The organism is Azospirillum sp. (genome assembly GCF_035627195.1).
Classification (GTDB): Bacteria; Pseudomonadota; Alphaproteobacteria; order Azospirillales; family Azospirillaceae; genus Azospirillum.
In genome coordinates, this window is sequence record NZ_DASPMG010000254.1 from 1 (window position 1) to 19,346 (window position 19,346).

The window sequence follows — 19,346 nt, forward strand, 5'->3', positions numbered from 1 at the left end:
GACCGGCAGGCCAAAGCCGGCCAGGAACGCCATGATGCCGGAGGCCGACACGCTGAGCGAAACCGCCGTGGTGGCGATCGGCCGGCTCAGCCGGATCAGCACCGAATTGATCTGCCCGTCCAGCTGCAGGGCACGCTCGTACAACTCGGGCGGCGTCGCCGGCAGGCCGGCGGGCGGGATGCACAGGCTGGGCCACGCGGTCAGTTCCACGCCGTCGCGCGCCACCGGCGCCCAGCGCCCAGGTTCGGCCGCGACCTCGATGGCGCCGCCGTGGGTGAGCACGAAATTGCGGAAGTCCTGGCCATACAGGCCGCAGACCTTGCCGACATCGCGATCGAGCGCGCGGATGGCCGATTTGACCGCGGCGGCGATTTCGGGGCGCATGTCGTCCGGCTGCGTGATCAACGCGTATTCGGCGCGGACGTAGTTGGCCAGCGTTTCCTGGACGGCGGGCTGGATGCCCGCCAGATCGCCGCGCACCAGCCGGTCGACGCCGGTGACCAGCCCGCGCGTCAGCAGAATGTAGCTGGTCCACCAGTTGAACACCCACTCCGTATAGGCGGGCACGCGTGCGTCGAGCTGAATGAACACGGGCGAGAACTCGTCGCGGGCGATCTGCCCGGCGTGTTCGGCCAGCATGGCCCGGTGCTCCACCAGCCGGTTGGCCAGCGCATGGTGGAAAGCCCGCAGCCGGTCCGCGTCGACTTCGGTGCGCCGGGCACGTCCGTCGTTGCCGGTCCAGGTCAGCATCGCCTTTGCCGGACCGGCACCCTCGGCCGGAACCGGCGCGGCGGCCGCCTGGCTGGCCGGGACGATCTCGGGCACGCTGCCCGCATCCATGGACAGGCCGGCCAGGACCAGCACCGCGCCCGCGGCCGTCGCCAGCAAGGCGCGGCGCAGACCCTTGTGGCGCAGGGCGGCGCCGCGGACCACGGCGTTGGTGGCGAGCCGGCGCCACGTCATCCGGCGCACACTCCCGGCTGCGGCGTCTGCTGAGTCGGCTTGTCCACGCGCACACCCCAATCCGAAATCGTATCGCCAAGTCCAAATTATTATCCGACGGCATACACCTGAAAGCGCAGCGGCATCGGCCTTGTTTCGTATAGTCGAACCGGAGGCGGCCGTCCAGTTTGCCCGCCGCAGTTGCGCGGGGACAATGATGGGTTTTTCCGCCGAGAGTTGAGCGCCGGGTGACAAACCGGGTGACAGCGCGTGTATCAGCCAGTATCGTGACGGTGGCGACTGCAAACCGGCCCGATGCCTGGATGGGCGGAGACGGCCGGCACCAACCCAACAGCGCGGGACCGGGCACACCATGACGGCACAAGACACCGCCACCGATTCCCCCGAGACGGCCGCCGTGCGCGCGGGCACCGACAGCGCACCGGCCGCGCCGGAGCCACCGCCGATTGCCGTGGCGCCTGTGGTGGTCGAGCGCAAGCGCCCCGGCCTCTATGTGATGGCCGTCGTCGGGCTGCTGCTCTCCACGGCGTCCGCCGCCGCGATCGCGACGCTGCCCGTCTGGCAGGATCAGCTTGCCGCCACTTGGCACAAGCCCGATGCGGGCGCTGCGCGGGCGTTCCTCATCGCGACCAGCCAGCTTCAACAGGCGGTCGCCGGCACGGCGCCCTACGGCGACGCGCTGACGCTGGTCCAGGCGCTGGCCCCCAAGGGAGTGCCGGAGGCCAAGGCCGCGCTCGACGTGCTGGCGCGCGGCGCCGCCAAGGGCGTGCCGCGCACGCCGGACCTGCGCACCCGATTTGTCGGCGTTTTCAACGAAGTGTACGTCGGCGAGACGCTCGGCACCGCGCCCGGCTGGATCGACCTCAGCGTGATCCGAAACTCGTCGGCGGTGCAGCTCGAGAGCCTCGTCGGTGCGCTGGGCCGCAACCAAGCGACGCCGGCCATTGCCGCGCTTCGCAACGCCGATGCGCAGCTTGCCGCGGGCAACCTGAAGGACGCCGTCGCCAGCGTGCAGACCCTTAGCGGCCGCCCGGCCGAGGTGGCGTCGGCGTGGCTGGCCGACGCGAAATTGCGCCTGGAGGTCGATGCCGCCGCGCGCACGTTGGAGCAGGCCGCCAAGTCCCATCTGCAGGCCGCCACCAAGCCGACCGAGCTTTCGGCGGTGCTGGCCGGCCTTGCCCGCTGATCCCGGCCGATGCCCGCCTCTGCGTACCCCACCTTTAGGGAGGAGTTGATGCCTGTCCTGCGCCTCCGTTCACCGAGCAGGGTCTCTTCCAGCGCCGCCGCGCGGCAGACGCGGACGGGTTGGCGGATGACCGCCGCGGCGGTGGCGCTTGCCGCGGGCGCCATGCTGTCCCCCATGACGGCGTCCGCCGCACCGGCCGCCGCGCCGGACGATTCCGCGTTGCAGATCCCCGAACTGAACGAGCCCCTCAACCGGGCGATCTTCTCGTTCAACCGGACGATCCAGCAGTGGGTGATGGAGCCGGTGGCAGCAGCCTACAACGAGCACACCACGCCGCCGTTCCGTCAGGGCGTGTCCAACGCGTTCGCGAACCTGCGCGAACCGATCACCGTGGTCAGCAACGCGTTGCGTGGTGACTGGGAAGGCGCCAAGCAGTCCAGCATCCGCTTCGCCGTGAACACCACCTACGGCATGGGCGGTGTCGTCGACCGCGCCACGGAGATGGGCTACCCGCGCGAGGTGCGCACCTTCGACGACGTGCTGTGCACCTATGGCGCGCCGCGCGGATCCTACGTCGTGCTGCCGGTACTCGGCCCCTCGACCATCCGCGACGCCGCCGGCCGCATGGCCACCATGGTGCTGCAATACGGCGTGCTGGGCAGCTACATGATCCCCTACCGCATTCTCGACTATACCGCGCAGTACATCGACGTGCGGGACCAGCTGAAGTTCATGGAGCGGGTGTCGGTCGACCCCTACGCCGGCCAGAAGGCCGCGTACCTGCAGCTCCAGCGCATCGCCTGCATCGAGAAGTCCGCCATGGAAGAGAAGCTGTTCGCCCGCTGAGCACGGGGTGCCACGGGCGCACGGTTTAACAGGACCAGGTCATGTTCAGCTATCAGGGCATCGTCGTTCGCTGGCTGTTCGCGATGTTCCTTGTCTTCGCCTTTTACAACCAGACGGGCTACTCCTACGTCCATTGGCTGATGGATCCGGAGGACGCCCGCTGGTCGTTCAAGATCCTCGTCGGCACGGCGCTCGTCACGGTGCTGGCGACGTTCTTCCTGGGCACGTTGCGCGCGCTGGGCATCATCGGCATCCTGCTCGGCACGACGTTCTTCTCCGCCATCACCTGGACGCTGGTCGACGTCGGCATCCTTCCGGAACTCACCTTCCCGCTGTTCGTGACCATTTCGCTGGTGGTCACCGCCAGCATCCTCGCCATCGGCATTTCCTGGTCGCACATCCGTTCGCGCCTGTCCGGCCAGGTCGATTCCAACGACATCACACTGCGTTGATATTGCTACATTCTTTCCGTTTCACCGGGTATTGACCAAACGTTGTGCAACGTCGCCCGCGTCGAACGGCGCAGGGTGGAAGGTTTTTGGGACGCAACCAACTCTCCTTTACAATACATACCCCGGTTGAGGTATGCTGCGGCCTCGACGGAGCCCTCTCCGTCGCCGTAACGGAGCGCATTCGCCGTGGATTACCTGTCGCTTTCGCTTCTGGCCGCGATTTCGTTTTTCGGCGTCAGTGTGGTGTCGGGCCTCGGCGGCATTTCCGTCGAGCCGATCTCCGTTCCGCCCGCCATCGTCAAGCAGGGCTACACGCCCGAGGTGCTGACGCGGCAGATGGCCGATGAGATGCGGCACATCCGCGAGGTGGCCGGTTCCCGCCTGCGCTCCACCGATCTGCCCGGAAAGGCGAAGGAGGAGACGCTCCAGCAGCTTGGCGAGTATTTCGGCATCCAGATCTTCGTGGACGCGGCCCGCCGCCACCTCGGCGTGATCCGCGTCGCCTTCTCGGGCGAGATTCACAACGCTCCCGGTGGCGACGACGTGATCGAGCTGCGCATCCGCGCGCAGATCGACGATGGGCGCACCGTCCTCCACACCTACCGTGGCCGGACGGACGAGGTTGGCCGCCTGCTCAAGACCGCGGCGTTCGATGCGATGGTCGTCGTCGATCCCTACGTGGCGACGCTTTACCGGCGCGACGAGGAGATGAAGGCCGGCAAGCGCGACCTGCCGGGCACCTACGAGCTGATAGAGCATTGCTTCAAGGTGATGCCGCGCAAGGACCACCACCTCGTGTTCAACCTCTGGGGCCGGACGCTGCTGTTGCAGGGCCGGTACGACGAGGCGATCGAGAAGTTCTCCGCCGCCATCGAGATGAAGCCGGAGTTCGGTGCCGGCTACCTGAACATCGGGCGCACGCTGATCCGCAGCGGCAAACACGCCGCCGCCGTGGAAACGCTGGAGCGGGCACTGGCGTCCTACGACGACGTCGCCACCGTGCACCGCGAGCTGTTCGTGGCGCACGCCGCCCTCAACCAGCCGGCGGAAGCCCTCGCTCACATCGAGAAGGCCATCCGCGCGGAACCGGACGAGGCTGAGTTGCACGCCATGCAGGGGGCGATGTATCAGGACCTCGGCCGGCACAGCGACGCAGCCGCCTCCTACCGGCAGGCGGTGCGCCTCGCGCCGACCGAGACGAAGTACCAGGAAGGCCTGTCCCGCGCGCTGGGAGCCAAGTCGTCGTGAGCTTCGTTCGTCACCGCCTCTCAATCGGCGCCGCTCTCCTCTCCCTGGTCATCGGAACGCAGGCCGTCGCAGCGGAGGCGCCCGCGCGCCTCGCCACCGGCCCCGACAACAGCATTGCCCACCGCACCGCGGGGCCGGGACTGCAGCGCGCCTTGCGCCAGGCTCATCCGCTGGTCCTCGAACCGGCGCCCAGCGCGCAGCAGGCGTTGCAGGGCGTCCTGTCCGGACGCAACGCCGCCGCCTTCGTACAGCGCGATCTCTACGAGGACCTCGTCGCCAAATCGCCCGATGCCGTCAAGGACATCGAATATTATCCGGGACTGCCGGCATGCCTGCTCACCTTCGTGCGCAAGGACACGTGGCCGTCGTTCGGCGAACTGGTCATGGCGGCGCAGCGGCAGCGCGTCGTCGTCGACGCCGGGCTGCCGGGCAGCCATGCCGACGTCAGCGCCGGCCTTTTGCGCGGTGCGTTGCCGGCGCTGGAGAGGCTGGAACTGGAAAACCGGGGCGGAGCCCGCGCGCTCGGCCGCCTGCTCAACGGCGATGCGGACGCCATGATCGTGCCCAGCCACGAGTTGACGCCCGGCGACCTGCTGCACAAGGCGCTCAGCGACGGGCTGGTCAACATTCTGCCCGTCGCCATGCCGGAGTTGGGAGCTGCCGTCGAACGGCAGCGGCTGCCATACCGTGACCGCACCGTGGTGTTCGAGACCGGGGCTGGCGCGCCGGGCGAGCACCGCCTGACGACCCTGTGCACCAACCTGGGCGTCGTCGTCGACACCCGCCGGGGGCCCGAGTTCAGCGAGGCGGTGGCGCGCGCGGTGATGAGTGGCGCACTGGAATGGCAGCCGAGCGTCGTGTGGGAAACGGTCGGGATGATCTGGCAAACCACCGTGGCGCTGGTCAGCCGGGTCGTGTCGATCGGCTGCCGCCTGCTGGTCGAGTTCGGGTTGCCGCCGCTGTGCCAAGCGCCACCGCCGCCGACCGCCGTGGCCGGGCTCCCCTTCCCCGCCGGCCCTCTGGTTGCGACCGGTGCGCATCGGGAAAACCTGTTCTCTGGTGATTGACTATGGAAACCATGGCCGCCGATAAGAAGAAATTTTCCGACTACATCCGCCTCCACACCGAAGACGGCCACGTCATCTCCATGGAAGGGGAACGTGAGCTTCTGAAGAAGGCGGTCGTCGACTTCAGCCTCGACCTGGACCAGGCGCGCGGCATCCTGATGCACGTGGCCGAAGACGAGGACATCACCCTGGAGAGCGACGTAAACGCGCACGTAAAGGCGTATCTGCAGCAGATCGCCAACCGGCGTGGCGGCGTGACCCACCGGCAGTTCAAGAGCGCCGTCGGCATGTACACCCGCATGACCGGCAACGCGCTGGAGCCGGAAGACGTTAAAAAGCGCGTCAAAAGCGTTATGGAGCGTGCTAAGCTGCATCCGCGGCGCAGCGGAATCCTGCTGCGCACGCGGCGGTGGTACAAGAAGATCTGAACCAGGCACACAGGACATGCACGCGGGCGCAGAATCCGCGGCGTGATCGGCAGGCATGTTGGGGCATCACGAGGGGGATTGGTCGATGCGTGCGGGTCTGAAGTCCATACTGTTGGCTGCGGTGGCCGTGACTGCGCTGGCCGGAGGCGCGTCCGCGGCCGAACGGCAATTGCATATCGAAACCGTCGACCTCTGGTCATGGCGTGGCCGTCCGGCCACGCAGGCAACGGCGGTACAGCCGATGGCGCCGATCGAAAGCGAGCACGCCATCGCCTCCGGCAGTTCCGCCATGCAGGCGATACCGGTGGCCATGGCTCCCGATGCGTCGACGCAGCCGATGCCGGAAACCGACACCAGCCAGATGCTGTCGACACCGATGATTCCCGTGCGCCCCGAAGCGTCGGACGACGTCAGGAAGGCGTGGGGTTGCGTCATCGGCGGCACCACCGGCACCGTCGTGACCCTGGCGGCGGGTGCGGAAAACCTGATCAACGTGATCGCCGGCGGCCTTGTGGCACCGGCCAGCCCGGCGGTGCTCGCCATCGGCCTCGCCGGCGTGGTGTTCGCCACCTTCTGCACGCTGGGCCAGCAGTTCACGCCGATGTACGTGTACTACTTCGACAACCCGGAGAAGGTCCCCACCCCGGCGCCGGCCAAGGAAACGGCCCAGATTGACCGCGGGCCGATCGACCGCGGGCCGGTGGTGATCCAGCCCGCGGACGTCGTCATCAATCTTTCTGAGAAATGGTGATCGCGCGGGGCTTGCCGAAGCTGTTCGGCTTCAGCACCTGCCCATCCTGCCAGCTCGGTTCGAAGTACAGGATCGCCAGCTCCGCGTAGTTCTCGAAGTACGCGGAGTTGATGCGCGCCCGTTCGTTCAGCTTGGCCGCCGACTCCATATCCCCCACGTCCTCGCGGATGTCGGCCCACAGTTGGTAGGCGGTCGCCGTTTGCGGGTTGACGGTGACGGCGTGGGTGAGAAGCTTTTCCGCCCCGGCCAAGTCCCGCAGGCCGAAGCGGGCCACCGCCCAGGTGCTGTAGGCCGTGCTCAGCAGAACCGGGTTGTCCGACGCCGGCTTCGGCAACAGAACCTTCCGCATCTTCGCCTCGGCCTCGGCATAGCGGTCGTAGTAGAGGTCGATGAAGGCGTCGTTGAGCACTGGCACGATGCTGGTCGGGTCGGACTGGACCGCGGCCTTGAAGTGCCGCTCCGCGGATTCGACATCGTTCTCGAACAGCGCCGAAACGCCCAGCAGGTTCAGCAGCAGGGCGCGGTCGGGGTTGGTCGGCGTGTCCGGCATCGCGGCGATGGTCTGCTCCACGCGCGCCTGATGCGCGTCGACACGGCCAGCCACCAGTTCCCGGTCGAAGGTGTAGAGTGCCGCCAGATACGGCTGCATCCTCCACAACGCCTCCAGGGCGCCCCGCTGGAGAAGCGCCGGGACGGTTTCCCCCTCCTTCTGTGGAACACGAAGGGTGAAGGGGCCGGTCGAGCCCGAATAGCCGTCGACCAGAAGGACGGGCGCCTTGTCCTCGATGATGACGCTGCCCTGCAGGCGGGCGGGCTGGAAGCCGATCGCCATCTGCATGGCGAAGGTCAGGTCCTCGACCTTCAGCGCGTCGGCCAGCGCCGCCGCCAGCGTCTTCTCGCGGGAGCCGCGGATGGCCGGCCGCGGCACGACGGACGGAATGGATACGGCGTTCTGCAGTTCGCGCTCGAAGATCATCTCGGCGACCGGCGCGTCGATGCCGTCGCTGGCGACGCTGCCGGGCACCGTCATGTCGACCATGATGGTCCCGGAGTTCAGGATGGCGTTGGTGCTCAGCAGGCCGAACGCGACCAAAAGCGCGCCCGTCAGTGTTGTCAGGTCCATGGGCCTCTCGCTTTGCCGGAGCGTGTGTCGAACATGTATCGAGGATATCGGACGCGGGGTAAAGAACACACGAATATAGCGTGCCCCGAACAACGGAACGGCGGCATCCGTCAGGAGCCGATGCCGGCCGTGGCGAACTCCAGAATGTCGGCTTGCCCGGCGGTGGCCGAACCCCACGCCACCTCATGGCCGAAGTAGAGCATGCTGTTGAGGATGGCGCCGGTGAAGGCGAGCCCACCCGACAGCACCGGATCGCCGGTGAAGAGATAGGCGACGCCCAGGTCGCCCATGGTGCCGATGACGCGCCAGCTGATCGTCTTCAGCAGGCCGACGCCCCACGACGGCTCATCCCCCAGCGACGCGGTGCGGTTGGCGGACGGCGCCGGACCTGTGCGCACCGGGTCCGGATCGGCCAGCCGCTGCGGCCCCGTCAGGCGGTTGCGGAAGCCGGACTCCATCAGCGGGGCGGCCTCGGCCGCCCAGTGCACCAGCGCTGCGATCATGCGCGCACGCGCCGGGTCGGCCGACACGCCGCCCTGCGCCCACTGGCTCTCGCTCCACGGGCGGCCACGGCCGGGGCCGAAGCCGAACGCCTCCGGGTTGAAGTGGAACCGCACGTCGACGACGTCGCGGCGGTCGGTGATGCGGAACCCCGCCATCAGCCACGTCGTCGGCATCGCCCAGCCGCGCCCGCGCGCCTCGCGCTCGGCATTCAACCAGACCGGGGCGGAATCCGGCGCCGCCGCGGACACCACGTGGTTCACGAAGGTGCAGGCGCCGTCCACCGCCGAAACGTAGTGGACGGCGGCGAAGTGGATGTCGTCGCGCGTGCAGTCCCGCGTCATGCCCCATCCCGCATCCGCGGGCGCCGCGTTCGCCGTGACGAGCACGAAGGCGTCCATCCGCCCGCCCTCGACACGGGCCAGCACCGCGCGCTCCAGCGGCCGCGCCGCATTGCCCGCCGCCGGTACGGTCTCCCACCCCAGCAGCCGCCATTGCCCCGCCGGCAGCGGCACCTGCTTCCCGGCGACGGAATAGTGACCGGACACCGCCGAATCAACCTGGGCGATGGCTGGAGCGGCAAGGCAAACCATGAAGGCGCACAGTACAGTCCACAACCGCGTCATGATGTACCTCCGTATGCAGCGTGGTGTCGCCCTGCCCAAACCAAAGGCATATGCCCGACCGGGACTGCGACCGGCACCATGACCATACACGGGCAACGCGGCGTTTTCACGCGATGACTCACCTTTCGGGTGAACTGTCACTTGACATAGATCGCTTGCAAGAGACAGCGTAGGAGCGGGGTTACATAGTGTCGCAGGGGCGGGTGTACTTTCGCGCGGGCGGCAGTGAGCTGGAATGAGGGGGCAATGGCTCGAAGCGGAGTGTGGTTGGGAGTTCTGGCCGTGGCGATGCTGGGGGCATCGACGGCGGCGGCGCAGGACCTGAAGGTGGGGCAGACGGTTGCTGGAAAGCTCGTCCTCAACGCCAAGCAGGTGCCACTGCCGGAAGGTGAGTGGAAGGTTGCGGCCATCGGCTACAACCGGATCGTGACCGGCGCCGACGTTGGCGCCTTCGGCACCATCGACAACCTGTTTCTGGTGCGCAGCAAGGGCGAGACGGTCGAAGCGATTGCCGAGATCAACGCCAACACCGTGCCCACCATGGACGGCTGGGGCACCACTAAGGACTGCACGGCCGAGGACGCGCTGTTTAAGGCGGTGGTCTTCAAGTCCGGCTGGGACGGCTCCTGCTTCTTCGGCAAGCGCACCGAGCCCGGCCCGGATCGCAAGGGTCCGCTCACCTGGTCGAAGGTGACGCAGTACGCGACCACCAACAAGCTGGCCATGCCCGCCGCCTTCGTGACCGTCGGCTTCCGCACCAGCGACCGGCGCGACGTGGTCGACGTGCGCTTCCACTTCAACCCGGAAACGCGCAACCAGCCCACCGCGGCGGACGCCTGGACCAAGGACGCGATCGAGGGGAACGCGGCCCGCAAGACCTATGTGCAGGAACTGAACCTGTGGGCCGCCAACTATGGCGGCTACGTGGAAAAGGGCCTGCGCAACCAGCTCAACGGCAAGCACGTCATGCCGATGCCCAGCGCCGCGTCGGCCGCCGTGCCGCGTCCGGAACTGGAGGAATTGCTGGGCAAGCTCGACCAGCTTCGCGCGATGAAGCTGATCACCGACGAGCAGTACCAGCAGCAGAAGGCCATCATCGAGAAGCAGCTGGCCCCCGCCACGGCGGAGACCGGCGCGCTCGACCGCTCGATCCAGAAGGCAATCTCGTTCCGCGTGTTCGGCTCGTCCGTCGACTGGGTTCTGGCCTACATCGTGACGTTCAGCAGCGCCGTGTCGACGGGCATCACCGGCTCGATCATCGTGCTGCACACCATCGTCCACGTTCTCCTGGACATGAACTGGGAAAAGTACTGGCGCGGCACCATCCGCGACGGCACCCGCGTCATCGAATTCGCCAATCTGGGCGCAAAGTGACGACCGGCGTGCAACCGATCCCGACAAGGAACAAGAGAATGCGATTCCTTTCCCACATCGGCGCCTCCGTCTGCGGCGCCCTCGTCGCGGCGGGCACGATGCTCGGCGCGGTGCAGGCCAAGGCCCAGGACCTCAAGATGGGTCAGGCCTATTCCGGCATGCTCGACGTGGCGAGCAAGCAGATCCCGCTGCCGGCCGGCGAATGGCGTCTGGCGGCGCTGGGCACCAACAGCATCGCCAAGGCAAACGTCGGCAAGGACGAGTTCGGCGCCTTCGGCACCATCCTCAACCTCGTCCTCGTCCGCACCGAAAACAACAAGATCGACGCGGTGGCGGAAGTCAACGTCAACGCGCTGCCGGTGAACGACGGCTGGGGCACGTCGCAGGATTGCGAACGTGACGACCTCTACGCGATCTTCACCCGCTACAAGTCGGGCTGGGACAGCTCCTGCTTCTTCATCCGCCACACGATCTCCTCGCCGGAGTTCATGCCGGTGGCGGAGAAGACGGACAACCTGTTCACCCGCGCCGCCGCCGCGGTCAGCGAGCTGACCAAGAAGATCCCCGTCGGCCCGGCCGCCGGCCTGGACGCCGGCAAGGTCTTCTCGGCCACCTGGGACAGCACGCTGGGCCAGGCCAAGACGCAGAACATGGCGGTTCCGTCCACGTGGCTGACCGTCGGCTACCGCGTCGCTAACCGCCGCGACTTCGTCGACCTGCGCTTCCACTTCAACCCGGAGACGCGCGGCTTCCCCGTGGCGTCGAAGGTGACGAGCTGGAAGGACAGCCCCTGGCACCACACCAAGGTGGAAGCCGATCCGGCCAAGATGGCGCTGATCCGCGACTTCTCGCTGTGGGGCGCTGTGTTCCACGACGCGGTGGAGCGCGGCGTGAAGAACCAGCTCGCCGGCGAGGCGCCGATCCCGATGCCCTGGCGCAACCGCCCGGCCAGCGAGCGCGACAAGTTCGACGAGCGTCTCGCCGCCCTGGAATCCCAGCGCGCCAAGGGCAAGCTGTCGGACGCCGAGTACATGGCCCAGCGCGACCGCGTCATCGAGGATCGCGAGAAGGACTTCTCGCCGAAGATCGACTCGACCACGGTGGCGCTCTACAAGGCGCTGACCTACCGCGTCATCGTCTCGACGGTGAACATCGGCATCGACCTGTACTGGATCGGCGAGATCTTCGCCGCCGGCCAACTGATCTTCCTGCAGGTGACCATCAACTCGGTGAAGTTCTACTTCCACGAACTGGCCTGGGAAAAATTCGGCGGCTACAAGGCGGCCCGCCGCGACAGCCCGCGCGAGGTCGACTTCGTGTATGGCGGCATCGGCGCCTGACGGCGCGACGCACCGCAAGCGACGCAGCAGGGGTCCGGTCCGCCGGGCCCCTGTTTTCGTTGCGGCATGCGTTATCCCCTCACCTGATCTGAATCAAAACCACTCCGGATAGGGATAACCCCGTATATCGCGGGGGCCTTCGGCGGGCCTATCTTCCCTCAGCGCGACACGGCCGGCGGCCGGCGCGCGATTCCTGTCGTTCGAGTGCGCGGAGGGTGTCTTGGTCGGGGCTGGCGAAAGGCTCGTCTATATCGTCGATGACGATGAGCCGGTGCGCGATTCCATGAAGACCCTTCTGGAAGCGTGCGATTTCGATGTGCGCGACTTCGCGTCGTGCAACGGGTTCCTGGAAGCCTACAAGGCGTCGCCGGGCGGCTGCCTGCTGCTGGATCTGCACATGCCGGCGATGAGCGGGCTGGAGTTCATGGAACGCTTCGGTGCCCGGCTGGGCGGCATGCCGGTGATCATGGTCACCGGCCGCGGCGACGAGGCGACGCTGGCGCGCGCCCGGCAGGCCGGCGTCGTCGCCGTACTGGAGAAGCCGTTCGAGGAGGATGACCTGCTCGACACGGTGGAGCGCCTGCTGCCCGCCGCCGCCAACGGCAACTGAGCACTGCCCCGTACGGGGCTACGTATTATTCCTTACGTAGTGTACCGAACTACGCAGACCGGCCTAGGGTCGCTATTCTCTCCGTCATAGAGACACGATGACACCGGGGAGGCTTCCAATGGCCGCACATCTCGCCGCTCTCGACAGCACCGCGTCGCACCGGCCGGGTTACGTTCCCGCCCCGATCGCGATGCGCGGCGCGGCCAAAGTGATCGCGCTGACCGGCGCCCGCGCCCCCGAAGCCGACCCGTTCGAGACGATGGCCGAGACGCAGGCGGTCGGACGCGACCAGATGCTGTTCTCCGAGGGCGACGCCGCCCGCCACGTCTACCGCGTGGTGTCCGGCACGGTTCGCCTGTGCAAGCTGCTCCCCGACGGCCGCCGGCAGATCATCGGCTTCCTCCAGCACGGCGACATGATGGGCCTGTCGCTGGCCCAGAACTACCTCTACAGCGCCGAGGCGGTGACCTCCGCCGTGCTCCAGCGCATCCCGCGCAGCCGGTTCGAGGCGTTGATGGACGAGCAGCCGGCCCTGGCCCGCCGCCTGCTGTCGCTGACCGCGACCGAACTGGTGGCGGCGCAAGACCAAATGGTGCTGCTGGGTCGCAAGACGGCGGTGGAGCGCGTCGCCACCTTCCTGCTGCGCCTCGCCGCGCGCACCATCGGCGGCGGCCGGCGCGTGCAGTTGCCCATGAGCCGGGCCGACATCGCCGACCACCTGGGCCTGACCACCGAGACCGTCTCGCGCGCCTTCACCAAGCTGAAGACCAGCGGCATGATCCGCCTGCTGGACGGCCATCTGGTGGAACTGACCGACCGCGAAGGCCTCGCCGCTGCGGCCGAGTGCGCCTGAACCGCATCCCGGGCTCCGCGGGGCCGCGTTCCCCGCATGGCGCCCATGCGTCGGCTTTCCGTGGCTTCTGTCACCGGCAATCCAACTGTTAGCCTGCTACCATTCGTTGATCGGCAGGACGCAGGGACGCATGAGCGACATCACCGGAAGCCGGGCCACTCTGGGGCGCGACGCGCTCATCATCGCGCTGGTGGGGGCCGCCCACTTTTCCAGCCACTTCTTCCAGCTCGCCCTCGCCCCGCTCTTCCCGCGCCTGCGCGACGCGTTCGACGTCAGCTACGTCACGCTTGGGTTGGTGGCGACCACCTTCTACCTGTGCTCGGGCATCTGTCAGGCGTTCGCCGGCATCCTGGTGGACCGCTACGGCGCCCGCCCCATGCTGCTGGCCGGCATCGCCACCATGGCGACCTGCATCGGGCTGGCCGGTCTGGTGACCGAGTTCTGGATGTTCTATCCCCTGGTGGCGCTGGCCGGCATCGGCAACAGCGTCTTCCACCCGGCCGACTTCTCGCTGTTGTCCAGCCGCGTGTCGCCGGAACGGCTGGGACGCGCCTACGGCGTGCACGCCTTCTCGGGCACGGCGGGCTACGCCGTGGCGCCGCTGGCCATCGGCGGCGTGGCACTGCTGACCGACTGGCGCACGGCACTGATCGCCGCCGGGTTGATGGGCTGGGTCGTCGTCCTGGTGCTGGTGCGCTTCAGCCGCGAACTGGCCACCAATGGCGCGCACGCCGGGCCGAAGGACGGCGGTATGGAGCCGATCTCCTACGCCCGCCTGATCACCTCGCCGGCGATCCTGATGGCGTTCTCCTACTTCCTGCTGACGGCCGCCGCCGGCGTCGGCTTCCAGACCTTCTCCACCGCCTCGCTGGTGGAACTGTACGGCGTGCCGCTGGAACTGGCGGCGACGGTGCTCACCGCCTATCTCAGCGCCTCGGCCATGGGGATCCTGCTGGGCGGCGTGGTGGCCGACCGCACGACGAACTACACGATGGTGGCGGCAACCGGCCTGGGGCTCGCGGCCGTCCTGATGATGGTGGTGGCGAGCGGCGCCCTGCCCTTCACGGCGGTGGTCGCGGTGGTGACGCTGGCCGGCCTGTCGCAGGGAATCACGGCCCCGTCGCGCGACATCCTGGTCAAGCGCGCCACGCCCAAGGGTGCCACGGGCAAGGTCTTCGGCTTCGTCTATTCGGGGCTGGACGCCGGATCGACGGTGGCGCCGGTGCTGTTCGGCTTCCTGCTCGACCACCACGCGGTGACCCTGGTGTTCGCCGGCATCGGCCTGCTGTTCGCCATGGCCATCGCCTCGGTCTTCTCGGTGGCGCGGCGGCCGGCCATGGCCTGAAGTCTTCCCTTGGTTCGCCGGCCTTACTTCACCACCTGCCAGGACCCGTCGGGCATCTGGCAGGCGGTGCCGTAGGCGGGCTGTGGCCGCCCCTCGATGATGATGGTCGTCCGGTACTCGCGGCACAGATGCCCGCTGCGCGACATGTACGTCGGCCCGGCCGGGTCCGCGGAAATGCCGGGCGACGGGGCGTACACCACGGGCGGGGGCGGCGCGTACACCACAGGCGGCGGAGGTACGTAATAGACGGGCGGGGGCGGCGGGTAATAGTGATGGTGGTGCGGCCGGAACAGCGGCACCACCGCGCCGATTCCGATGCCGACGGTGACCGAGCCGCGCGCCTGGGCCTTGCCGGGCACCACCAGCGCACCCGCCATCAGCGCCACGGCCAGCGCCGTGAGGCATCCTTTCCCCATCAACCCGGACATGTCCCGACTCCTGTCGAAAAGCTGGGACAAGTGTAAGCCTGGACGCGGCGCGGCGCACGCGCGGAAATGTAACAGCGCGTGCGCCGCCCTCCTCGAGCTCAGCGGCGCGTGGTCGCGTTTGTGCGCGCGGTGTCCACCGTCGCCGGGGTGCTGCCGCCGCCAACCACGCCGGTGGTCTGCGTGCTGCCGCCGGCAGAGCTGCCCATGTCGGCCATGCCCTGGGCGCCGGCCGTGACGCCTGCCTGCTGACGCACGCGCAGGTTGTTCTGCACGTGAGTCACGCCCGATACCGACTCCGCGATGTCCTCCGCCCGGCGGCGCGCCATGCGGCTGTCCACCATGCCGGTCAGCGTGACCTCGCAACCGCTGACGGTGACATCGACGTCCGAGGCGTCGACATAAGGATCGTCGGTAAGACGGTCATTGACGTCGTCGCGGATGCGGTCATCGGAGCGGGTGTAGCCGCGCGGGCCGCGCCCGCGGTGGCCGCCGCGCCAGTCGTCGTCATAGCGTCCGCTCATGTACCGGCCGCCCAGGCGCTGTTCGTCCATGCGCCGGCGCCGCTCGGCGTCCTCGTCGCCGAACCAGGACGACACCTCGTCGCTGGTGCGGTCCCACCAGTCGCGGCCGCCGCGCCCCTCGTGGCGCCCCTCGTGGCGCCCTTCATCGCGCCCGTACGACCGCGCGCGGGCGTGGTCCTCGCGCCGATAATCGTCGTCGTGCCGGTAATCGTCGCGGTCATGGTCACCGCGCGCGTAGCGGCGCATGTCGTCCAGCATGGCGCGGCCATAGTCGTGCTCCTGCCCCGGCTTGCGGCCGGAGCCGGTACGCTCGCGCTCGCCCCACCGGCCACGGTCGTCCTCCCAGCCGCGTCGCCAGCCCTGGTCGTTCCTCCAGCGGTCTTCGTAGTCTGCCATGGGAATCACCCCCCGTTTGGGATCAGCAGGCCGCCACGTTCGGCGGCTTCCTTCCCAACGGGGCGCCCCGCCCGGTGTTCCCTCATTCGGTGACCATAGGCCGCAACGCCCGCACCAGCGGCTCGGTCCCGGCCAGCAGCGGCGCCCCGCCGGAGAAGTCCGGGCGCAGGCGGTAGGAGGCCGCCGCCCCGCCCGCCTCCTCCACCAGCAGGATGCCGGCCAGCACGTCCCACGGCAGCAAGTACGGGTCCCACGTGGCGTCCAGCCGGCCGCACGCGACGTGGGCGAGTTGCAACGCCGCGGTCAGCAAGTTGCGCGTCTGCGCCCCGGCCCTCAGCACCGCGGTGAAGGGCTCCAGAAACCGCTCCGGCGCGTGGCGGGGCGAGTGGCCGACGCCGATCACGGCGTTTTCCAGCGCGACGCAGTCCGACACACAGATCGCCTCGCCGTTCAGAAAGGCGCCGCCGCCGCGCCGGGCGGTGTACAGCTCGTCCGTGTTGGGATCGTAGATGATGCCCAGCTCCGTGCGGCCGTCCACCATCAGCGCCAGCACCACGCAGAACCACGGCAGGCCGCGCAGGAAGTTCTGCGTGCCGTCGATGGGATCGACGACCCAGACGCGCGACGCCGCCAGTCCGCCGGCCTCCTCCCCAACCACCGCGTCCTCGGGGAACAGGGCGGACAGGCGGGCGCGGATCAGCTCCTCCACCGCGCGGTCGGCGACGCTGACGAGGTCCTGCGGGCCTTTCAGCTCCACGGTCAGGTCGGCGCGGCGCTCGAAGTAGCGGCGGGCCAGCCGCCCGGCCTCGCGCGCCACGGCGGCCCCGGCGGCAAGGCGCCGGTCCAGCTCGATCGTCATGAACACTCCCTACAGCAGGCGCTTGCGGACGTGGGTCACCAGCACCTCCGCCAGGATGACGACGGCGAAGATGGCGATCAGCGCCGTTGCTACCCGGTCCCACTGGAAAAGGTCCATGGCCGAATTCAGCACCAGCCCGATGCCGCCGGCCCCGACGAGGCCAAGCACCGCGGATTCCCGCACGTTGATATCCCAGCGGAACAGCGCGATCGACCAGAACGCCGGCTGCACCTGCGGCCAGTAGGCCTTGGTCATGATGCTCAACCATGGCGCCCCGGCGGCGCGCAGCGCCTCCACCGGCCCTTTCGCCGTCTCCTCCAGCGCCTCCGACAGAAGCTTGCCGACGAAGCCGACGGAGCGGAAGGCGATCGCCAGCACGCCGGCCAATGCCCCCGGTCCGAATACCGCCACGAACAGCAGCGCCCACACCAGCGAGTTGACCGAGCGCGAGGAGACCAGCACCAGCTTCGCCAGCCAGTTCAGCGCCTTCGACGGCGTAATGGTCCGTGCCGCCAGCAGCGCCACCGGTACCGCCATGAGGATGCTGAGCAGCGTGCCCAGCGTGGCGATGTGCAGCGTCTCCAGCAGCGCCTGCTGCACGGTCGGCGCGTAGGCGAGGTCCGGCGGCCACAAGCGGTTCAGCAGGTCCATCACCTGTTCGGGCGCGTCGTACAGGAACTCCGGGATCACCTCCACCGTGCGCAGCGACAGCGCGAAGGCGGCCACCAGCGTCAGGTATGTGGCGAAGCGGCCCAGCCGCTGCACCGGGGTGAACCGCTGCCAGTGGCGATGTTCCGTTACGGCCGTCATTGGCCCACTCATTGAAAGGTCGCCCGCAGCCGCGTGGCCACCAGCTCGCCCACCATGATCAGCGCGATGATGGCGATCAGGATGGCGCACAGGAAGCCGTAGTCGAAGCGCTGGAAGGCGGCAAACAGCGTGCCACCGATGCCGCCGCCGCCGACGATGCCCACCATGGTGGAGTTCCGCAGGTTGCTGTCCAGCTGGTAGGTGGAAAAGCCGATGAAGCGCGCCAGCACCTGCGGCAGCACGCCCATGGTCACCACGTTGGCGAAGCCGGCGCCGGTGGCGCGCACCGCCTCGACCTGCTTCATGGAGATCTCCTCGATCGCCTCGGCGAACAGCTTGGCGACGAAGCCGACGGAGGCGACGACCAGCGCCAGGATGCCGGCCAGCGCGCCGAATCCGATGGCCTTGACGAAGACGATGGCGACCAGGATCGGGTGGAAGGAGCGGCACAGCGCGACGAACGCCCGCGTCGGCGTGCTGACCCACCACGGCATCAGGTTGCGCGCCGCCAGCAGCCCGATCGGCAGTGAAATGACGATTCCCAACACCGACGCGATGACAGCGATCTGCAAACTCTCCGTCAGCCCGTCGACCAGCAGCTCCCACCGCTGGAACTCCGGCGGGAACAGCCGGCCCAGGAACCGCCCGCCCTGGTCCAACCCCAGCACGAAGCGCGCCCAGGTGATATCCAGGATCTGCGCCGCGTACGCCACGTACGCCGCGAGCAGCAGCCAACCCGCCCGCGCCATCCAGTTCGGCCGGAACGCCACCCGCCCCGTGATCGGGGATACGGTCATGACAGCCAGTCCTCGCCGCCGTAAATGGTGCGCAGGTGGTCATCGGTCAGGCCGCCCGGCGGCCCGTCGTACACCACGGCACCGGCCGACATGCCGACGATGCGCGTGGCGAAGCGGCGCGCCAGCGTCACGTCGTGGATGTTGATCAGCACGGGGATGGCGCGGCGGTCGGCCACCTCCCGCAGCAGTTCCATGATCTCCACCGACGTCTTGGGGTCGAGGGAGGATGTGGGTTCGTCGGCCAGCAGCAGGTCGGGGTCCTGCATCACCGCGCGCGCGATGCCCACGCGCTGGCGCTGCCCGCCCGACAGGCTGTCGGCGCGCTGATGCACGAAGTCGGACAGGCCAACCATCTCCAGGAGGTCGAACGCCTTGTCGATATCGGCCTGGGGGTAGCGGCGCAGCCACGCCCGCCACGCCGGCACGTAGCCCAGGCGACCGCACAGCAGGTTCTCCATCACCGACAGGCGCTCCACCAGATTGTACTCCTGGAACACCATGCCGATGCGGCGGCGGACGTGGCGCAGTTCCCGGCGGCCGGCGCGGGCGACGTCGCGGCCCTTGAACAGGATCTCGCCGGACGTCGGCTCGACCAGCCGGTTGATGCAGCGGATCAGCGTGCTTTTGCCGGTGCCCGACGGGCCGATGATGGCGACCACGCCGCGCGCCTCGAAGGCCAGCGAGATGCCCTTCAGCACCAGCGGGCGGCCGGCGCCATAGCTCTTCGTCAGGTTGCGGATCACCAGCGGGTGGTCCGGCGGACCATCCCCGGCGCGGGCCGCGCCATCGACGCGGCCCACCGTGCTTCCATCCGGCATGGCC

General features: G+C 68.4%; 21 protein-coding genes. 12 read left to right on the forward strand and 9 right to left on the reverse strand.

The features are described from left to right. Positions 1-963, reverse strand: a 963-nt coding sequence (locus VED21_RS22635; protein WP_324886281.1) for a hypothetical protein, incomplete at its 3' end; no start/stop codon positions are given. Positions 964-1,315: 352 nt separating this feature from the next. On the opposite strand from VED21_RS22635, the gene VED21_RS22640 reads away from it, so the two are divergent. The 7 genes from VED21_RS22640 to VED21_RS22670 all read left to right on the forward strand — a co-directional run bounded on the left by VED21_RS22640 (position 1,316) and on the right by VED21_RS22670 (position 6,941). Further along, positions 1,316-2,149 carry a mitofilin family membrane protein gene (locus VED21_RS22640; protein ID WP_324886283.1) on the forward strand — a complete coding sequence of 278 codons (834 nt, stop codon included), beginning with the start codon at positions 1,316-1,318 and terminating at the stop codon, positions 2,147-2,149. 126 nt (positions 2,150-2,275) lie between these two features. Then, entirely contained in the window at positions 2,276-2,995 is a 720-nt protein-coding gene (locus VED21_RS22645) for a VacJ family lipoprotein (protein ID WP_324886285.1), read from the forward strand. 41 nt (positions 2,996-3,036) lie between these two features. Continuing rightward, entirely contained in the window at positions 3,037-3,447 is a 411-nt protein-coding gene (locus VED21_RS22650; RefSeq protein ID WP_324886287.1) for a DUF6524 family protein, read from the forward strand. Between the two features lie 186 nt (positions 3,448-3,633). Continuing rightward, positions 3,634-4,695 (forward strand): tetratricopeptide repeat protein, encoded by a 1,062-nt coding sequence (locus VED21_RS22655; protein WP_324886289.1) that lies wholly within the window; start codon positions 3,634-3,636, stop codon positions 4,693-4,695. Further along, positions 4,692-5,762 (forward strand): hypothetical protein, encoded by a 1,071-nt coding sequence (locus VED21_RS22660; protein WP_324886291.1) that lies wholly within the window; start codon positions 4,692-4,694, stop codon positions 5,760-5,762. Before VED21_RS22655 ends, VED21_RS22660 begins: the two co-directional genes overlap by 4 nt. A gap of 2 nt (positions 5,763-5,764) precedes the next feature. Next, on the forward strand, positions 5,765-6,190 hold the full coding sequence (locus VED21_RS22665) for a hypothetical protein (RefSeq protein ID WP_324886293.1): 426 nt from the start codon (positions 5,765-5,767) through the stop codon (positions 6,188-6,190). Positions 6,191-6,275: 85 nt separating this feature from the next. Further along, entirely contained in the window at positions 6,276-6,941 is a 666-nt protein-coding gene (locus tag VED21_RS22670) for a hypothetical protein (protein ID WP_324886295.1), read from the forward strand. Here VED21_RS22670 and VED21_RS22675 read toward each other — a convergent pair. Both VED21_RS22675 and VED21_RS22680 read right to left on the reverse strand, forming a co-directional pair. Continuing rightward, on the reverse strand, positions 6,919-8,064 hold the full coding sequence (locus tag VED21_RS22675) for a hypothetical protein (RefSeq protein WP_324886297.1): 1,146 nt from the start codon (positions 8,062-8,064) through the stop codon (positions 6,919-6,921). The two genes, VED21_RS22670 and VED21_RS22675, sit on opposite strands and share 23 nt — an antisense overlap. 110 nt (positions 8,065-8,174) lie before the next feature. Next, a complete protein-coding gene (locus VED21_RS22680; protein WP_324886299.1) occupies positions 8,175-9,191 on the reverse strand; it encodes a DUF2061 domain-containing protein in 1,017 nt (338 codons plus the stop codon). 246 nt (positions 9,192-9,437) lie between these two features. Between VED21_RS22680 and VED21_RS22685 the strand changes: the two genes are divergently transcribed. The 5 genes from VED21_RS22685 to VED21_RS22705 all read left to right on the forward strand — a co-directional run bounded on the left by VED21_RS22685 (position 9,438) and on the right by VED21_RS22705 (position 14,713). Then, entirely contained in the window at positions 9,438-10,565 is a 1,128-nt protein-coding gene (locus VED21_RS22685; RefSeq protein WP_324886301.1) for a hypothetical protein, read from the forward strand. Between the two features lie 38 nt (positions 10,566-10,603). Next, positions 10,604-11,905: a DUF2061 domain-containing protein gene (locus tag VED21_RS22690; RefSeq protein ID WP_324886303.1), complete on the forward strand. Its 1,302-nt coding sequence runs from the start codon at positions 10,604-10,606 to the stop codon at positions 11,903-11,905. 220 nt (positions 11,906-12,125) lie between these two features. Next, positions 12,126-12,515, forward strand: a complete 390-nt coding sequence (locus VED21_RS22695; protein ID WP_324886305.1) for a response regulator transcription factor — start codon at positions 12,126-12,128, stop codon at positions 12,513-12,515. A 118-nt stretch (positions 12,516-12,633) separates the two neighbouring features. Beyond that, a complete protein-coding gene (locus VED21_RS22700) occupies positions 12,634-13,368 on the forward strand; it encodes a helix-turn-helix domain-containing protein (protein WP_324886307.1) in 735 nt (244 codons plus the stop codon). Between the two features lie 130 nt (positions 13,369-13,498). Further along, complete coding sequence (locus VED21_RS22705; protein ID WP_324886309.1) at positions 13,499-14,713, forward strand: MFS transporter; 1,215 nt, start codon at positions 13,499-13,501, stop codon at positions 14,711-14,713. Between the two features lie 23 nt (positions 14,714-14,736). Here VED21_RS22705 and VED21_RS22710 read toward each other — a convergent pair whose 3' ends face one another. The 6 genes from VED21_RS22710 to phnC all read right to left on the reverse strand — a co-directional run bounded on the left by VED21_RS22710 (position 14,737) and on the right by phnC (position 19,342). After that, positions 14,737-15,141, reverse strand: a complete 405-nt coding sequence (locus VED21_RS22710) for a hypothetical protein (protein ID WP_324886311.1) — start codon at positions 15,139-15,141, stop codon at positions 14,737-14,739. Between the two features lie 98 nt (positions 15,142-15,239). Then, entirely contained in the window at positions 15,240-16,058 is an 819-nt protein-coding gene (locus tag VED21_RS22715; protein WP_324886313.1) for a BON domain-containing protein, read from the reverse strand. Between the two features lie 82 nt (positions 16,059-16,140). After that, positions 16,141-16,917: an inositol monophosphatase family protein gene (locus tag VED21_RS22720; RefSeq protein ID WP_324886315.1), complete on the reverse strand. Its 777-nt coding sequence runs from the start codon at positions 16,915-16,917 to the stop codon at positions 16,141-16,143. Positions 16,918-16,926: 9 nt separating this feature from the next. Continuing rightward, the gene (phnE, locus tag VED21_RS22725) at positions 16,927-17,727 is read right to left on the reverse strand and encodes a phosphonate ABC transporter, permease protein PhnE (RefSeq protein WP_324886317.1); all 801 of its coding nucleotides are present in this window, start codon (positions 17,725-17,727) and stop codon (positions 16,927-16,929) included. Positions 17,728-17,735: 8 nt separating this feature from the next. Beyond that, positions 17,736-18,524: a phosphonate ABC transporter, permease protein PhnE gene (gene phnE, locus VED21_RS22730; RefSeq protein WP_324886319.1), complete on the reverse strand. Its 789-nt coding sequence runs from the start codon at positions 18,522-18,524 to the stop codon at positions 17,736-17,738. Then, positions 18,521-19,342 (reverse strand): phosphonate ABC transporter ATP-binding protein, encoded by an 822-nt coding sequence (phnC, locus tag VED21_RS22735; protein WP_324886321.1) that lies wholly within the window; start codon positions 19,340-19,342, stop codon positions 18,521-18,523. Before phnC ends, phnE (VED21_RS22730) begins: the two co-directional genes overlap by 4 nt. Positions 19,343-19,346 lie beyond the last annotated feature (4 nt).

Coding starts and splice junctions, on each gene's coding strand:
- phnE (WP_324886319.1), bottom strand. CDS start 18,524: ATGACCGTATCCCCGATCACGGGGCGGGTGGCGTTCCGGCCGAACTGG.
- VED21_RS22650 (WP_324886287.1), top strand. CDS start 3,037: ATGTTCAGCTATCAGGGCATCGTCGTTCGCTGGCTGTTCGCGATGTTC.
- phnC (WP_324886321.1), bottom strand. CDS start 19,342: ATGCCGGATGGAAGCACGGTGGGCCGCGTCGATGGCGCGGCCCGCGCC.
- VED21_RS22680 (WP_324886299.1), bottom strand. CDS start 9,191: ATGACGCGGTTGTGGACTGTACTGTGCGCCTTCATGGTTTGCCTTGCC.
- VED21_RS22685 (WP_324886301.1), top strand. CDS start 9,438: ATGGCTCGAAGCGGAGTGTGGTTGGGAGTTCTGGCCGTGGCGATGCTG.
- VED21_RS22640 (WP_324886283.1), top strand. CDS start 1,316: ATGACGGCACAAGACACCGCCACCGATTCCCCCGAGACGGCCGCCGTG.
- VED21_RS22665 (WP_324886293.1), top strand. CDS start 5,765: ATGGAAACCATGGCCGCCGATAAGAAGAAATTTTCCGACTACATCCGC.
- VED21_RS22715 (WP_324886313.1), bottom strand. CDS start 16,058: ATGGCAGACTACGAAGACCGCTGGAGGAACGACCAGGGCTGGCGACGC.
- VED21_RS22675 (WP_324886297.1), bottom strand. CDS start 8,064: ATGGACCTGACAACACTGACGGGCGCGCTTTTGGTCGCGTTCGGCCTG.
- VED21_RS22670 (WP_324886295.1), top strand. CDS start 6,276: ATGCGTGCGGGTCTGAAGTCCATACTGTTGGCTGCGGTGGCCGTGACT.
- VED21_RS22690 (WP_324886303.1), top strand. CDS start 10,604: ATGCGATTCCTTTCCCACATCGGCGCCTCCGTCTGCGGCGCCCTCGTC.
- VED21_RS22705 (WP_324886309.1), top strand. CDS start 13,499: ATGAGCGACATCACCGGAAGCCGGGCCACTCTGGGGCGCGACGCGCTC.
- VED21_RS22720 (WP_324886315.1), bottom strand. CDS start 16,917: ATGACGATCGAGCTGGACCGGCGCCTTGCCGCCGGGGCCGCCGTGGCG.
- VED21_RS22710 (WP_324886311.1), bottom strand. CDS start 15,141: ATGTCCGGGTTGATGGGGAAAGGATGCCTCACGGCGCTGGCCGTGGCG.
- VED21_RS22700 (WP_324886307.1), top strand. CDS start 12,634: ATGGCCGCACATCTCGCCGCTCTCGACAGCACCGCGTCGCACCGGCCG.
- VED21_RS22645 (WP_324886285.1), top strand. CDS start 2,276: ATGACCGCCGCGGCGGTGGCGCTTGCCGCGGGCGCCATGCTGTCCCCC.
- phnE (WP_324886317.1), bottom strand. CDS start 17,727: ATGACGGCCGTAACGGAACATCGCCACTGGCAGCGGTTCACCCCGGTG.